The sequence below is a fragment of the Amycolatopsis sp. SB7-3 genome, assembly GCF_041021335.1.
In the GTDB taxonomy this organism is placed as follows: domain Bacteria; phylum Actinomycetota; class Actinomycetes; order Mycobacteriales; family Pseudonocardiaceae; genus Amycolatopsis; species Amycolatopsis japonica.
On sequence record NZ_JBFPJQ010000001.1, the window covers coordinates 2,641,577 to 2,654,829 of the forward strand.

Annotated in this window: 15 protein-coding genes and 1 tRNA gene; 7 read left to right on the plus strand and 9 right to left on the minus strand. The window is 69.2% G+C overall.

The features are described from left to right. Positions 1-39: 39 nt before the first annotated feature. Positions 40-963: a neutral zinc metallopeptidase gene (locus AB8M46_RS12935; RefSeq protein WP_037333385.1), complete on the minus strand. Its 924-nt coding sequence runs from the start codon at positions 961-963 to the stop codon at positions 40-42. A 538-nt stretch (positions 964-1,501) separates the two neighbouring features. On the opposite strand from AB8M46_RS12935, the gene AB8M46_RS12940 reads away from it, so the two are divergent. After that, entirely contained in the window at positions 1,502-2,005 is a 504-nt protein-coding gene (locus AB8M46_RS12940; protein WP_037333383.1) for a MarR family winged helix-turn-helix transcriptional regulator, read from the plus strand. Here the strand turns inward: AB8M46_RS12940 and AB8M46_RS12945 are convergent. Both AB8M46_RS12945 and AB8M46_RS12950 read right to left on the minus strand, forming a co-directional pair. Further along, positions 1,995-3,128, minus strand: coding sequence for a DUF6596 domain-containing protein (locus AB8M46_RS12945; RefSeq protein ID WP_350596110.1), 1,134 nt, complete (start codon positions 3,126-3,128; stop codon positions 1,995-1,997). The genes AB8M46_RS12940 and AB8M46_RS12945 overlap by 11 nt on opposite strands. An 8-nt stretch (positions 3,129-3,136) precedes the next feature. Beyond that, entirely contained in the window at positions 3,137-3,544 is a 408-nt protein-coding gene (locus tag AB8M46_RS12950; RefSeq protein WP_037333381.1) for a YciI family protein, read from the minus strand. A gap of 103 nt (positions 3,545-3,647) precedes the next feature. Between AB8M46_RS12950 and AB8M46_RS12955 the strand changes: the two genes are divergently transcribed. Beyond that, complete coding sequence (locus tag AB8M46_RS12955; RefSeq protein WP_394360367.1) at positions 3,648-5,372, plus strand: RICIN domain-containing protein; 1,725 nt, start codon at positions 3,648-3,650, stop codon at positions 5,370-5,372. 49 nt (positions 5,373-5,421) lie between these two features. Here AB8M46_RS12955 and AB8M46_RS12960 read toward each other — a convergent pair. The 3 genes from AB8M46_RS12960 to AB8M46_RS12970 all read right to left on the minus strand — a co-directional run bounded on the left by AB8M46_RS12960 (position 5,422) and on the right by AB8M46_RS12970 (position 6,231). Then, positions 5,422-5,510: transfer RNA gene (locus tag AB8M46_RS12960), tRNA-Ser, on the minus strand. Positions 5,511-5,554: 44 nt separating this feature from the next. After that, entirely contained in the window at positions 5,555-5,920 is a 366-nt protein-coding gene (locus tag AB8M46_RS12965; protein WP_125731682.1) for a DUF4190 domain-containing protein, read from the minus strand. Positions 5,921-5,943: 23 nt separating this feature from the next. Further along, positions 5,944-6,231 (minus strand): DUF2277 domain-containing protein, encoded by a 288-nt coding sequence (locus tag AB8M46_RS12970; RefSeq protein WP_037336023.1) that lies wholly within the window; start codon positions 6,229-6,231, stop codon positions 5,944-5,946. A gap of 113 nt (positions 6,232-6,344) precedes the next feature. Between AB8M46_RS12970 and AB8M46_RS12975 the strand changes: the two genes are divergently transcribed. Next, positions 6,345-7,298, plus strand: a complete 954-nt coding sequence (locus AB8M46_RS12975) for an Ldh family oxidoreductase (protein ID WP_037333374.1) — start codon at positions 6,345-6,347, stop codon at positions 7,296-7,298. Here the strand turns inward: AB8M46_RS12975 and AB8M46_RS12980 are convergent. Together AB8M46_RS12980 and AB8M46_RS12985 are read right to left on the minus strand one after the other, a co-directional pair. Further along, positions 7,295-7,513 carry an RNA-binding S4 domain-containing protein gene (locus tag AB8M46_RS12980; RefSeq protein WP_016330720.1) on the minus strand — a complete coding sequence of 73 codons (219 nt, stop codon included), beginning with the start codon at positions 7,511-7,513 and terminating at the stop codon, positions 7,295-7,297. The genes AB8M46_RS12975 and AB8M46_RS12980 overlap by 4 nt on opposite strands. A gap of 7 nt (positions 7,514-7,520) precedes the next feature. Beyond that, on the minus strand, positions 7,521-8,282 hold the full coding sequence (locus tag AB8M46_RS12985; RefSeq protein WP_394360368.1) for a trypsin-like serine peptidase: 762 nt from the start codon (positions 8,280-8,282) through the stop codon (positions 7,521-7,523). A gap of 145 nt (positions 8,283-8,427) precedes the next feature. Here AB8M46_RS12985 and AB8M46_RS12990 point away from each other — a divergent pair, with 145 nt between their 5' ends. After that, on the plus strand, positions 8,428-9,252 hold the full coding sequence (locus AB8M46_RS12990; protein ID WP_037333367.1) for an SDR family oxidoreductase: 825 nt from the start codon (positions 8,428-8,430) through the stop codon (positions 9,250-9,252). 102 nt (positions 9,253-9,354) lie between these two features. Then, positions 9,355-10,032 (plus strand): hypothetical protein, encoded by a 678-nt coding sequence (locus tag AB8M46_RS12995; protein WP_052120275.1) that lies wholly within the window; start codon positions 9,355-9,357, stop codon positions 10,030-10,032. Here the strand turns inward: AB8M46_RS12995 and AB8M46_RS13000 are convergent. Further along, positions 10,020-10,868 carry a LysR family transcriptional regulator gene (locus tag AB8M46_RS13000; RefSeq protein ID WP_394360369.1) on the minus strand — a complete coding sequence of 283 codons (849 nt, stop codon included), beginning with the start codon at positions 10,866-10,868 and terminating at the stop codon, positions 10,020-10,022. The genes AB8M46_RS12995 and AB8M46_RS13000 overlap by 13 nt on opposite strands. Before the next feature lie 76 nt (positions 10,869-10,944). Between AB8M46_RS13000 and AB8M46_RS13005 the strand changes: the two genes are divergently transcribed. Next, the gene (locus AB8M46_RS13005) at positions 10,945-11,661 is read left to right on the plus strand and encodes a hypothetical protein (protein WP_394360370.1); all 717 of its coding nucleotides are present in this window, start codon (positions 10,945-10,947) and stop codon (positions 11,659-11,661) included. A gap of 71 nt (positions 11,662-11,732) precedes the next feature. Beyond that, positions 11,733-12,995 carry an MFS transporter gene (locus AB8M46_RS13010; RefSeq protein WP_394360371.1) on the plus strand — a complete coding sequence of 421 codons (1,263 nt, stop codon included), beginning with the start codon at positions 11,733-11,735 and terminating at the stop codon, positions 12,993-12,995. Positions 12,996-13,253: the final 258 nt, after the last annotated feature.

The window sequence follows — 13,253 nt, forward strand, 5'->3', positions numbered from 1 at the left end:
TGCGAGGAAAGGACCGTTCCTAGCGTCCAGGGGGAGTGCTCAGCCCAGGCTCTTGGCCGCGAACGTGTCACACCGCGCCGGCTCGCCGGTCTGGAAGCCGGTCGTGAACCACTTCTTCCGCTGCGCCGAGGTGCCGTGGCTGAACTTCGACTCGTCGACCCGGCCCCCGCCGAGTTTCGACTGGATGTAGTCGTCGCCGATCCGCGAAGCGGTGTCCAGCGCCGAGTTGACGTCCTCCTGGCTGATCTCGCTGATCAGCGGCCGCCCGCTCTCGGTCGGGGTGGTCGTCGCGTGGTTCGCCCAGACACCGGCGTAGCAGTCGGCCTGCAGTTCGAGCCGCACCGAACCCGACGTCGGCCCGCTCCCGGTGCCCTTTTTGGACACTCCGGTGAGGTTCTGCACGTGGTGGCCGTATTCGTGGGCCAGCACGTACGCCTCCGCGAACGGCCCGCCCTCCGCGCCGAACCTGGTGCGGAGTTCGTTGAAGAAGCCCAGATCGATGTAGACCTCGGAGTCGCCGGGGCAGTAGAACGGCCCGACGTCGGAAGTCGCGTTACCGCAGGCGGTGTTCACCCCGCCGTTGAAGAAGTTCGTGACGGCCTTGCGGTAGGTCGAACCGGACCGTTGGAACTCCTGGCCCCAGTAGTCCTGGATCGAGTTGATGATGGCGACGATCGCGCAGTCGTGGTTCCGGTTCGCGTCCGCGCCGGTCTTGCACTCCTGGGACAGCGTGGTGTTGTCCATCTGCTGCCCGGAACCCACGCCGCCGAGGCTGCCGATCCCGCCGGACGACGGGTTCAGGCTCACGCCGCCGAACTGGGAGAGCAGGAAGTAGATGACGAGGCCGACCACGCCGAGCCCGCCGCCGCCGAGTGCCACCCGGCCGCCGATACCGCCACCGCCACCGCCGCGCAGGTCCTCGACCTCGGAGGTGTCCAGGCCCGCGCCTTCGTCGAATCGCACGGAGGAAGCGTAGCCGGAAGACCCCGGATATGCCTGGGTGCGGCCGCGTGGAGCGGCCGCACCCAGGGCTACCGAGGTTGTCTTGTTCCGATCGCCGGTCGGCCGCGATCACCGGGCCGGCGTCCTGGCGCTGCCGAGGCGGTCGAAGAGGCCGCTAACCCGAAACAGGCCGGAGTGACGCCGAATGCGCCAGAATTGTCGAGCGCATCCGAGATGCCCGCGCTCGTCGCTGTTCACAGTCGCGACCGACCCGGTCCTTTCCGTTCCGGTCGCGGGGACACAGCAGGCGGTCAACCGCGAGAATCACCCGCCATACCACCACCTGACCCTTCCCGGCTGGGAGCAGGTCCGGCGACCCTTCCACGGGTTCGCCCGGTACTTGCCCGACCATCCGCTGACAAGCAGAATGCGCCTTTTCTCGCCGAGTCTCAACCTTTTCGTAACCCTCCTTCGGGCGAATGTTCCGCCGGATTTTTCAGGGACCGAAAAGTGACCGGTGGGTATGCGCCTTGTGCGATCAACGCTCTACTCTGCGTGGATGGCGGTGGAGCAGAAGGAAGTGCGCTGGCTTTCCGAGTCCGAGATGGTCGCCTGGCGCTCGTACATCGTCGCCACCATGCGGCTGCGACAGCGTCTCCATCGCGAACTCTCCGAGCGCCACGACGTCACCCTCGCCGACTACGAGGTCTTGGTCTGCCTTTCGCTCCAGCCCGACCGGCGGATGCGGATGACGGAGCTGGCGAGCATGCTCGGTTCGACCAAGAGCAGGCTTTCGCACCAGATGGTCCGGCTCGAGGCCGACGGTCTCATCCGCCGCACCCGGGACCCGGCGGACAAACGCGGCGTCGTCGCGGAGATGACCGAGACCGGCGCGGAACTGCTGGAAGGCGCGGCGCCGACGCATGTCGAGGGCGTCCGCGAGCATCTGATCGATCTGCTGAGCCCCGAGGAGCAGCGGGTGCTGGGACAGGCGTTCGGACGCGTGCTGGAGCACCTGTCGGAGATCGACGGCCTGCCGCGGCTGCCGCCGATCACTTCTTGAGACGCTCGGCCTGACGCGTCAGGTGGGCGCGTTCGGCCAGGTCGGCCGCCTTGGCCGCGGCCTCGCTGTACAGCCGCGCCGCGGTCTCCGGATCGCCGTCGCGCTCGTGGAGGTACGCCGCCACCGCCGCGTACCTCGGCAGCGAATCGTCCAGTTCCGCGAGCGCGGCCAGCCCCGCGCGCGGTCCGTCCGCCTCGCCGACGGCGACCGCGCGGTTGAGCCGGACGACCGGGCTGCCGGTCAGCCGCGCGAGTTCGTCGTACCACTCGACGATCTGGACCCAGTCGGTCTCCGCCGCGGTGGGCGCGTCGGCGTGGAGCGCCGCGATGGCGGCCTGCGCCTGGAACTCGCCCAGCCTGTCCCGGGCCAGCGCGGCTTGCAGGATCTCGACGCCCTCGGCGATCAGACGCGTGTCCCAGGCACCGCGGTCCTGTTCGGCGAGCGGCACGAGCGCGCCGTCGGCCGCCGTCCGCGCGGCGCGCCGGGCGTGGTGGAGCAGCATGAGGGCGAGCAGCCCGGCGACCTCGGGATGGTCGATCGAGGCGAAGAGCCGCCGGGTGAGCCGGATGGCTTCGGCGGCGAGGTCGACGTCGCCCGAGTAGCCCTCGTTGAACACGAGATACAGCACGCGCAGCACGGTGGCGACGTCGCCGGCCTGGTCGAAACGCACTCCCGAGACGGTGCGCTTGGCCCGGCTGATGCGCTGCGCCATGGTCGCTTCGGGCACCAGGTACGCCTGGGCGATCTGGCGGGTGGTGAGCCCGCCGACGGCGCGCAGGGTGAGCGCGACCGCCGAAGCCGGCGTCAGCGACGGGTGGGCGCACAGGAAGTAGAGCTGCAGCGTGTCGTCCACCGCGGGAGCGGGCCCCGGGGCGGGCTCGTCGTCGACGAGGTCTTCGCGTCGGCGGCGGGCGGCGTCGGACCGCGCCATACCGAGGAACTTGCGCCAGGCGACGGTGACGAGCCAGCCCTTCGGATCGTTCGGCCGGTCACCGGGCCAGACGCGGACGGCCTCGATCAGCGCCTCCTGGACGGCGTCCTCGGCCGACGCGAAGTCGGCGCCGCGGCGGACGAGGATCCCGAGGACGTTCGGCGTGAGGCTCCGGAGCAGGGCCTCGTCCAGTTCGGTGGTCACTCCGTGACGACGAGCGGCTCGCCCTGCAACGGACGCAGTTCGAGCCATTCGTGGATCGGCTTCCCGCCCGCTCCCGGGGCGGCCGACAGTTCACCCGCGAGTTCGAGCGCCCGCTCGTAGCTGTCGACGTCGATGATCATGAAACCGGCGATGAGGTCTTTGGTCTCGGCGAACGGGCCGTCGGTGACCGGAGGTTTGCCCTCGCCGTCGTAGCGGACGAAGGTGCCTTCGGGTGCGAGAGCCTGCTCCGCGACGAACTCGCCGGTCTCCACGAGCCGGGTCGCGAAGTCCCTCATGTAGTCGATATGCGCCGTGATCTCCTCCGGCGCCCATTGCTCCATCGGGATGTCGTTCACCGCTGCCGGAGCGCCGCGGTAGTGCTTGAGCAGCAGGTACTTGGGCATGGCCGAAGGGTAGCGGCAGACTGCCGGTCCTTCTTCCTGGCGCGGCCATACATCCGATCTCTAGCGTCGTTATCGCGTTCCTCCATCGCGAAAGGAAGAGCCTTTGTCCAAGGCGAAACGGCGAACCGCCTGCCTGCTAGTGACCATCGGTCTCGGCTGTGGCCTGCTCACCGGAGAGGCGGCCGCCTCCGAGGTGGCCCTGCCCCCGCTCGCTCCAGCCGTCGCCCAAGCGCTGATCGCCGCGAACCCGGTGGTCTGCGAGGGCGACGGGGTTTCCGGCAAACGTGTCGAGCTGGTCTACGTCCGTGAGGCCGGCCAGCCCGACCGGTACGCGACCGTCGTGCCGTCCCTGCGCGCGTACGCGTCCGGGATCGACGATTCGTTCAACGACAGCGCCGCCGCGACCGGCGGCAGCAGACATCTCCGCTACGTGACGACCGCGGGCGCGGGCTGCCAGGTCGCCGTCGCGAATCTCGTGGTGCCCGACGGCACTTATCTGTCCGGCGCCATCCGCGACCGCGCCATCGAGGCCGGTTTCTTCAACGCGGACCGTGACTACATGCTGTTCTCCGACAACCCGCACACCTGCGCCGGCACGTGGGGCGACAGCGACGACCAGCCCGGTCCCGCCAACGCCTTCAACAACGGCAGGCACTACACGGAGATCGCCGTCCCCTGCTGGGGTGTCAACGCCGCCGCGCACGAACTGGGCCACATGCTCGGCGCGGTCCTGCCGGGTGCCCCGCACTACCAGGGCGGCGGGCACTGCTCCCAGGAATGGGATCTGATGTGTTACGGCGACACGCAGTCCTTCGACTGCACGGAACGCGACTTCGACCGGCTGCTGGACTGCGGCAACGACGACTACTTCAGCACGAGCCCCACGCCGGGCAGCTGGCTCGCGACGCATTGGAACGTCGCGAACAGCGCCTTCCTGATCAAGAAGGACACCCCCGACAACGACGACGGCCACGCCAGAGGCGGGAAGACCTACGTCATCACCGGGGCGAGCGGTAACGCCATCGACGTCGTGGGCTCGTCGACCGGCGGCCTCGCGAACCTCAGCCATCGGCCGCGGACCGACGCCATGAGCCAGAAGTGGATCCTGGGCTACAACACCGGGCTTCAGCTGGTCAACGCCAACAGCCAGCTGTGCGCCGACAGCGCCCAGAGCGGGACGGCGCCGGGAACGCCGATCCTGCAGTACAACTGCAACGGCCAGAACGGTATGCGGTGGGCGTTCCAGCCGCTCGGCAACGGCAAGGTGGCGATCTTCAACTACCTGACCGGATTCGCGATCACCGACGGCGGCGCGTACCCGGCGCCGCTGGTCCAGCAGCCCTACACCGGGGCGGCCAACCAGCAGTGGACGCTGAACCCCGTCGCCGATCCCGGCCCGCAGGCGGGCAAGAAGTACTACCTGACCGTCGCCACCAACGGCAACAGCGCGGCGGTCGTCGACGGCTCGTCGTCGGCGGGCGCGAAGATCACCCATGTGGCCAGGCAGAACGACAACGGCCAGAAGTGGCGGCTCACCGACGCGGGCGGCGGGTACTGGAAGATCTCCAACGAGCGGAGCGGTCAGTGCCTGCGGCCGGTCTCCGGCAGCACCGCGGAGGGCGCGCAGTTCGAGCAGACGCACTGCGGCTCGGCCACCAACCAGCAGTGGAAGCTGTTGCGGAGCGCCGACATGCGCTACGGACTGGTGAACCGGGCGAGCAAGCTGGCGGTGCGGCAGATCAACAACGGCACGGCATCGCTGCTGGAGCAGCGGCCGTTCCTGGGCGGCCGTAGCGACGAGACGGTCTGGGCACTGGTACCCGCGTGACGCGAAGCGCCCCAGGTCCACGGGCCTGGGGCGCTTTCGTTTTCAAGACTGGCGGTAGCGGTGGGATTCGAACCCACGGAGGACAGAGCCCTCGCATGTTTTCAAGACATGTTCCTTCGGCCGCTCGGACACGCTACCGCTGTCAAGGTTATCCGACGGGGCTTTGGCGGAAGGTTTCGGATCTAGTCGAAGTCCCAGTCGGTCAAGATCCCGACGAAGATGAAACCCGCCAGGAGCAGCAGGATGACGGCGACGCCGAGGTAGCCGATGATGATCGCCGCGAGCGCCATCCCCTGGCCGCCCGCTTCCCCGCGTTTGGCCTTGGAATGCGCGATATGCCCCATGATGACGCCGGCGATCGACGGCAGCCCGCTGCACGCGACCAGACTGGCGATCGACACGACCAGTGCCGCGATCGCGAGCCCTTGTTCCTGCGGCGGCGGCATCGCCGGGCCGTATCCGTAACCCGGTTGCTGGTACGGCTGCCCGTACGGAGGTTGCTGGCCGTAGGGCTGCTGCTGACCGTAGGGGTCTTGCGGGTATGTCACCCGCTAACCGTAACCGCCGGAGCTCAGGATGCCTGGCTCTTCGCGGCCTTCGCCGCGATTCGCGCCTGGACTTCGGGACGGCGCAGCGGCGGCACCGTCGCCGGCGGCTGACGGCGTGGGGGCAGCTCGGCCAGTACGCGCCGGGTGATCTCGGTGATCTCGGCGACGGCGGCCTCGAACGGCTCACGGGTGGCGTCGGACAGGCTCTGCACCCCGGACACCTTGCGGACGTACTGGCGGGCGGCGGCCTCGATCTCGTCCGGCGTCGCCGCCGGTTCCAGGCCTCGTAGCGTGGTGATGTTGCGGCACATGCCCCGATCGTACGTCCGCCCACCGACGTTTCCGAGCGCTCCGATCACACAGTCGGTTAGAAGCTGCCCTGGTTCGTTGACGCCGAAAAACGCGTTTGGGCACCCTCGGCGGAGTGCCCCTCAGACCTCGCTCTCTCCGCCGTGCGCCCGTCGAGCCGACCCCCGAACCGGCCGAACCCTCCCCGATACCGGAACAGATCTGGCAGCGCGTCCCGATCGACGCCCTGATCGACCTGGTCACCGAGATCTTCACCGCGCACGACCTGCCGTGGTCGCGGGCCAGGATGGCCGCCGAGGCGTTGTGCCACGGCGATCTCACCGGAACGCCGGAATCCGGCGTCGCCGAACTGACCCGGTTGCATCTGCCGATGCTCGCCAACGGGATGGTGCGGCCGAGGGCCGAACCGCTGATGATCGCCGACCGCGGTGCCGCCGCCCTGATCGATTACCGCCGCGCGCCGGGCCTGTGGGCCGTCGGCGACGCGATGGACCGGGCGGTGTCCAGGGCGGGCCGGTACGGCGTCGGGCTGATGTCGGTGCGCGGCGTCGGGCCGTTCGGCCGTGCCGGGCACCATGCCGCGAGGGCGTTGCCGCACACCATGATCGGGCTCGTCATGGCGGCGGGCGGGGAGCGCGGGACGGCCGCGAACCCGCTCGGCATGGCCGCCCCCGCCGGCGCGTACCCCGAATTCGTCCTCGACCTGGACACGCTGGGGGACGTCGACGGCGCGGGCAGCGCCGCGATCGCCGGATTCGCCCTGCTGGTGGAGATCTTCGCCGGGGTGCTGTCGGGCGTCGGCGACCACGACCACGACACCGGACTGATGGTGATGGCGATCGCGCCGACGACGCTGCGCAGCGCCGACGGGTTCTACAAGGCCGCGAGCGCGTTGTTCGGCAGCCTGCTCGGCTGGGAGGGCGGCACCCCGGTCCGCTATCCGGGCTGGCGCGAGGCGCAGTACCTCGAACAGTGCCAGGCGCTGGGGGTCCCGCTGAACGAGCCGGTGCACCGCGAGCTGGAAGAACTCGCGAAGGCGTTGCGCCTGGCGCCGCTGCAGGGGCGTTAGCCCAGGACGACGCGGCCGCCTTCGCCGCCGACCTCCACGACGTCGCCGTTCGTCAGCTGACGGCCGCGCCGGACCTCCACCTCGCCGTTGACCGTGACCTCTTCGGCGTCGAGGAGGTCTTTGGCGTGCGATCCGTCTTCGGCCAGGTTGGCCAGTTTGAGGAACTGGCCGAGGCGGATCGGCTCACCGGTGATCGGGACGTCGTGGATGCTCATGGGGAGATCATCCCCGTGTGTCCATCTTCCGGTACAAGGTGGCGACGTCGGTGTCGAAGTAGCTGCTGTAGGACGTGTCCGGATCGTCCCCGCCGTACAGGTAGCCGCCGATCACGCCGACGACGGTGCCGAGTCCGGTCTTCGGGTCGGCGTCGACCACCCACGGGCCGCCGCTGGTGCCGGTCGTGAAGCCGGGGCACGCGACGCGCATCTGATAGGTGTCGGCCTGGGCGCTGGTGCCGTGGCAGACGACCGGCGCCTCCCGTTCGTCGGGATAGCCGGTCAGGGTGATCGGGTGGTCGAACCCGCCGCCGGTCAGCAGGGTGTTGGCGCCCGTGACGCTTTCGAGGGTCTTCGTGGTGCCGGCCTGGCGGGCGGTCGCGAACCCGACGTCGAGGTCCGGATCGGAGGAATCGGCCCAGCCGTCGGGAACCTGCGGATCGGAGACTTCCCAGTAGCCGTACGGCGCGACACCGTCGTGGTAACCGGGTGCGAACGAGATCCCCGTCGCGTACTCGCCGCCTTCGCCGTCGTGCAGGCAATGCGCCGCCGTGAGCAGGAGGTCGCCGGGAGCGCTGTGGACGACGCTGGCCGTGCAGAAATGCGTTCCGTCCAGGAAAAGCGCGCCGATCGCGGGATTGGTCTCCGGTGCCGCGGGGGTGGCCGCCACCGTCGCGGGGATGGCGCTGTCTTCGGTCGCGGCGGGATCCGACGCGGCGGAACAACCGGACAGAACGACACAGAGCACGAGCAACAGGGCGCGGCGCATCGCCTTCCTTTCGCTCGTCCACGGCTGTCCGGTTACAGATCACCATAAGTGGTGTGCGAACACAGCCCGAATCGATCAACGCACAGCAAGCTCACAGCCGTAGTATGTGTTACCTCCGGTAACAGTCGAGCGGGTTGGAGCGGGTATGAAGTCGTTCACGGACAAGGTCGTGGTGATCACGGGTGCGGGCTCGGGGATCGGCAAGGCGCTCGCGATCGAGCTCGCGGGGCGGGGCGCCAGGCTGGCGCTCTCCGACGTCGACGCCGTCCGCGCGGCCGGCACCGTCGCGGAGTGTGAGAAGGCGGGCGCCACCGCGAAGGCGTACGAGCTCGACGTCGCCGACCGTGACGCCGTTCTCGCGCACGCCGAGGAGGTCGCCGTCGATTTCGGCGGCGCCAACGTCGTGGTGAACAACGCCGGGGTCGCGCTCGGTGCCACGGTCGAGGAAATGACCTGGGACGACTACGACTGGCTGATGGGGATCAATCTCGGCGGCGTGGTCAACGGTACGAAAGCGTTTCTGCCGCAGGTGATCGCTTCGGGTGACGGGCACATCGTCAACCTTTCGAGTGTGTTCGGCTTCATCGGCGTGCCCACGCAGAGCGCGTACAACGCCGCGAAATTCGCGGTGCGGGGGTTCACCGAGGCGCTGCGGCAGGAAATGCTGATCGCCCGGCATCCGGTCAAGGTCAGCTGCGTGCATCCCGGTGGCATCAAGACGAATATCGCCCGTGACGCGCGGGGCGGCGCCGAGCGGGACATCGACAAAGCCGCCGAGGGATTCGAAAAGATCGCGCGGACGACGCCGGAGAAGGCCGCCCAGACCATCGTCCGCGGTATCGAACGGGGGACGGCGCGGATCCTGATCGGTCCGGACGCGTATGCCATCGACGCGATTCCCCGCGTGCTCGGCTCCTTTTACCAGCGGCCGCTCGCCCTGTTGGGACGCTTGGGAATGCGGAATCTCTGAGAAAGCGGAAGCCACTGAACGGAGTAACCCTCCGTGGTCCGGACGGCTCGGGATAACTCGATCGGGGTGCGTTACTTACGGCGGCGTCGGAAATGCACCACAATGCTCAAGTTCGTGATTCCCCTTCCGGAGGTCCCCATGCCGCGCGCCGCCCAGCGCCGTACGCCGACCGATGCCGCGCTCTCCGTCGAGACGGCGGAGTTGCTGGACCGGACCGGGATCATCGCGGCGAGTCTGCCGAAACGGCGGCGCAGCCCGGAGAACGAACCCGAGCCCGAGCCGATGCCGGTCCGGCCCCCGGTCTGTGAACCGGTGGTGGACAAGGATCTCCGGCCCAAGGCCGTGGTCATCCATCGCCGCGCCCGCTCCTGGCTCGTCGGCGGAGCGGGGGTGGCGCTGCTCGCGATCGGCTGGTTCGCCGGCACCTTCAGCTTCCAGCCCGTCGACGACACCGCCTTGCCCGAGCAGCCGTTGCCCGCCGTCGCGACCCAGCAGGCGGCGCCGCCGGTCGCGCAGCCCGCGCCGCAGGCCGCGCCGGTGACCGTCTACGTCCCGGTCACCGTGAAACAGCAAGCGCCCGCGACGAAGAAGAAGCCAGTCAAGGAACGCGTCGTCGCCCTCCCGCCCGCCGAGACCAGGCCGCCGGAGCAGCCGCGCACCGACCTCGGCTCGCGCGACAAGCCCACGCAGGACATCCGGAGCATGATGGATCCCGTCGTGGCGAGTTCCCTGGCGATGCAGATGGCGCAGGGAATGGTGAGTTACGGCTACGGCCGCTGACCCGTCAGCGTGGCGGCCAGTGCCGAGCCCTCGCCGGGCTCCCCGTGCACGAGTTCGGTGCGATGCACCACGCGTGGTGAGGACAGGGAAAGCGCGCTCGCGCCGGTGACGACGTCCGCCGGGAGCAGCGCCAGCCCCTGACCGGCCGCGACCAGGCCGAGCAGGCCCCGGACGTCGGTCCCGGTGTAGCGCAGCCGACCGCGGAATCCGTCGGTCGAGGCGAACTTCCTCAAGCGTTCCAACGGAATCGCCGTATCCGGCGCGTCGATCCACGCCGCGTCGGCGAGTTCGGCGAGCCGGACCGTCCGCCCCGCCATCGGATGACCGCCGGGTACCGCGACCGCGAGCGGGCGTTCGCCGACGACGGTGGTGGTGAGCGGGCCGACGTCCGGCAGCGGGAGCGGATCGCTCGGCGCGGTCATCCCGTCGACGAGGCCGAGGTCGAGTGAGCCCGTCGCGACCTCCGTCAGGACGTCTTCGCGGCCCAGGACGCGCAGTTCGGTGCCACGACGCGCGGCGGCGGCGACTTCGGCGGTGAGCGACAGCGGGGTCAGTCCGAGGACGACCCGCCCGCTGGGCGCCGCGGTGAGCCGGGCGAGGTCCGCGCGGGCGGCGTCGAGCCGGGTGAGCAGCGGACCGGCGTGTTCGAGGAGACGTTCCCCGGCGCGTGTCGGGGCGACCGGCCGCCGGGTGAGCAGCGCGGTGCCGAGGTCCTGTTCGAGCGCGGCGATGTGCTGGGAGATCGCGGATTGCGTGTAGCCGAGGTCGCGGGCCGCCCGCGAGAACGAGCCGCCGCGGGCCACCGCCACGAAGGTGCGGAGCAGATGAGTCTCCATGAGCATCAGTATCGCTTATGGACACAGCAAGGATCATCGTTGGCGCTGAACTCGGTTCACGGGTCAGGATGGCCGCATGACACAGACAGCCCGGGTCGCCCTGGTCGGCGACCGCTCGGACGGCGTCCGCTCCCACGTCCGCATCCCGATGCTCTTCGAACGGCTCGCCGAACGCGACGGCCTCGAACTCGACGCCTACTGGATCCCGACGGACGCCGTCGGCGACCTCACCGGTTTCGACGCCGTCTGGCTGGTGCCCGGCAGTCCTTACCGGTCCGAATCCGGTGCGATCGAGACCGTGCGCGCCGCCCGCGAGAACGGCGTCCCGTTCCTCGGCACCTGCGCCGGTTTCCAGCACGCGCTGCTGGAATTCGCGCGGAACGTCTGCGGGCTCGGCGGAATCGGGCACGCGGAGAACGCGCCGGACGCGGAAGAGCGGTTGATCGTCCCGCTCGCGTGTTCGCTCGTCGGGCACGAAGGCGCCGTCCACGTCACGCCGGGCACCCTGGCGGCACGGGTTCTCGGGGCGGAGCGTTCCGTTGAGCGGTACCACTGTTCGTACGGTCTCGACGCCCGGCACCTGGACACCTTGGCGGCGAACGGGTTGGTCTTCAGCGGATTCGACGCCGATGGCGACGCGCGGATCGCGGAACTGCCGGAGCACCCGTTCTTCCTGGCGACGCTGTTCCAACCGGAACTCGCCGGCGACGGAACCCGGCCGCATCCGGTCGTCAGCGCCTTCGCTTCGGCCGCCGTGGAACACGCGAAGTTGACTGTCCACAGTGGACGCTGACGGTCGACGTGGGCCGGATGGCCGCTGACACTGCGGAAGTGATCGACTACCGTGAGCCAAGGGGAGGGCTCATGGAAAAGGGGGATTCCGCTCGGGGCACCGCGTTCAGGGCCGCTTTCGCGGTCGGCGAGTTCCGTGCGTTGTGGGCGGCCGAGGCGCTTTCGCAGGCCGGTGACCAGCTGGCCAGGGTCGCGTTGTCGGTGCTGGTCTGGGAAAGAACGGCGTCGGCGGGGCTGACCGGACTCACCTACGGCCTGACGTATCTGCCGACGCTGATCGGCGGCACCCTGTTCGCCGGATTGGCGGACCGGTATTCGCGACGGACGGTGATGATCGTCTGCGACCTGCTGCGCGCGGCGGTCGCGGCGCTGATGGCCGTCCCGGGGATACCGCTGCCGGTCCTGGCCGGACTGCTGGTGATCCTGACGATGGCGGGCGGTCCGTTCCGGGCCGCGCAGCTCGCGTTGCTCCCGGACGTCCTCGAGGGAGACCGATACGTCGCCGGGCTCGCGGTCCGGACGATCACCATCCAAACGGCACAGCTGGCCGGATTCGGCGGTGGCGGACTGGTCATCGGGCTGGTGACGCCTTACTGGGGACTGGTGATCGACGCGGTGACCTTTGTGGTCTCGGCGCTGCTCGTCTCCGCCGGAGTGCGCCGCCGGGGGCCCGCCACCACGGAATCTTCGGTGAAAAGCCGTGTGGCGCGGGCTTTCAGTGGCGAAGGCGCCAAGGAACTGTGGCAGGGCAAGGGAATCCGGGTGCTCTTCGGGTTGAAGATGCTCGCCGGGTTCGCCATCGCGCCGGAAGGGCTCGCGGCGCCGCTCGCCGTCGGGCTCGGGGCGGGCAGTTTCGCGGTCGGTCTTATTCTCGCGGCCGATCCGATCGGTTCGGTAATAGGTTCGTGGATCTTCACGAAATGGGTTCCGGCGCGACGGAAAACGCGAATCGTCGGCATTCTCGCCATCGCATCCGTCGTTCCTTTGGTGTTTCTCTTCTTTCGCCCGTCCTTGCCCGTCTGCCTCGCGCTGATCGGGCTCAGCGGGGCCTTCGCGGCGCCGTACCACCTGCAGGCGGTCGCGTTGATGGCCCGCGCGGTGCCGGACGGCGTCCGGGCGCAGGTGATGGGGCTGACCTCGACGAGTTTGGTGACCGTGCAAGGAATCGGGATCATGCTCGCGGGCGGTCTCGCCCAGCTGACCGGTCCGTTCGTGGCCGTCGGGGTGGCCGCGACGGTGGCCGTCGCCTCGGCGGGACCGATGGCGATGGCGTGGAAACGCGCCATCGCCACCGGCCCCGATGTCTGGCTCCCGGCCGGGAGCCGAACCGGCTGAATCGGTGGGATCAGTCCTCGCGACCGTTCATGATGGTCCTCCCTCCCACTGCTCCATCTGTGTGTTCCGGAAATGACTCGAGCCACCCTCAGTACTACCTCGGATACATTGAATTGTGCACGGAAGGGGGACCGGTGACGATGATTATGGGGGAAGTTGAACTCGCCGGAGAAGGGGCCGGCACACGTCTGAGAGCCAGGGTCCGACGCTGGGAATTATGGTCCGGACCACGCGGTGTTCCCGCGGTTTTTCTTGTGG

Excerpts from the sequence above, each read along its gene's own strand:
- AB8M46_RS12940 (WP_037333383.1), top strand. The coding sequence starts at position 1,502 with ATGGCGGTGGAGCAGAAGGAAGTGCGCTGGCTTTCCGAGTCCGAGATG.
- AB8M46_RS12950 (WP_037333381.1), bottom strand. The coding sequence starts at position 3,544 with ATGCCCAAGTACCTGCTGCTCAAGCACTACCGCGGCGCTCCGGCAGCG.
- AB8M46_RS12970 (WP_037336023.1), bottom strand. The coding sequence starts at position 6,231 with ATGTGCCGCAACATCACCACGCTACGAGGCCTGGAACCGGCGGCGACG.
- AB8M46_RS12980 (WP_016330720.1), bottom strand. The coding sequence starts at position 7,513 with ATGAGCATCCACGACGTCCCGATCACCGGTGAGCCGATCCGCCTCGGC.
- AB8M46_RS12985 (WP_394360368.1), bottom strand. The coding sequence starts at position 8,282 with ATGCGCCGCGCCCTGTTGCTCGTGCTCTGTGTCGTTCTGTCCGGTTGT.
- AB8M46_RS12990 (WP_037333367.1), top strand. The coding sequence starts at position 8,428 with ATGAAGTCGTTCACGGACAAGGTCGTGGTGATCACGGGTGCGGGCTCG.
- AB8M46_RS12995 (WP_052120275.1), top strand. The coding sequence starts at position 9,355 with ATGCTCAAGTTCGTGATTCCCCTTCCGGAGGTCCCCATGCCGCGCGCC.
- AB8M46_RS13000 (WP_394360369.1), bottom strand. The coding sequence starts at position 10,868 with ATGGAGACTCATCTGCTCCGCACCTTCGTGGCGGTGGCCCGCGGCGGC.
- AB8M46_RS13005 (WP_394360370.1), top strand. The coding sequence starts at position 10,945 with ATGACACAGACAGCCCGGGTCGCCCTGGTCGGCGACCGCTCGGACGGC.
- AB8M46_RS13010 (WP_394360371.1), top strand. The coding sequence starts at position 11,733 with ATGGAAAAGGGGGATTCCGCTCGGGGCACCGCGTTCAGGGCCGCTTTC.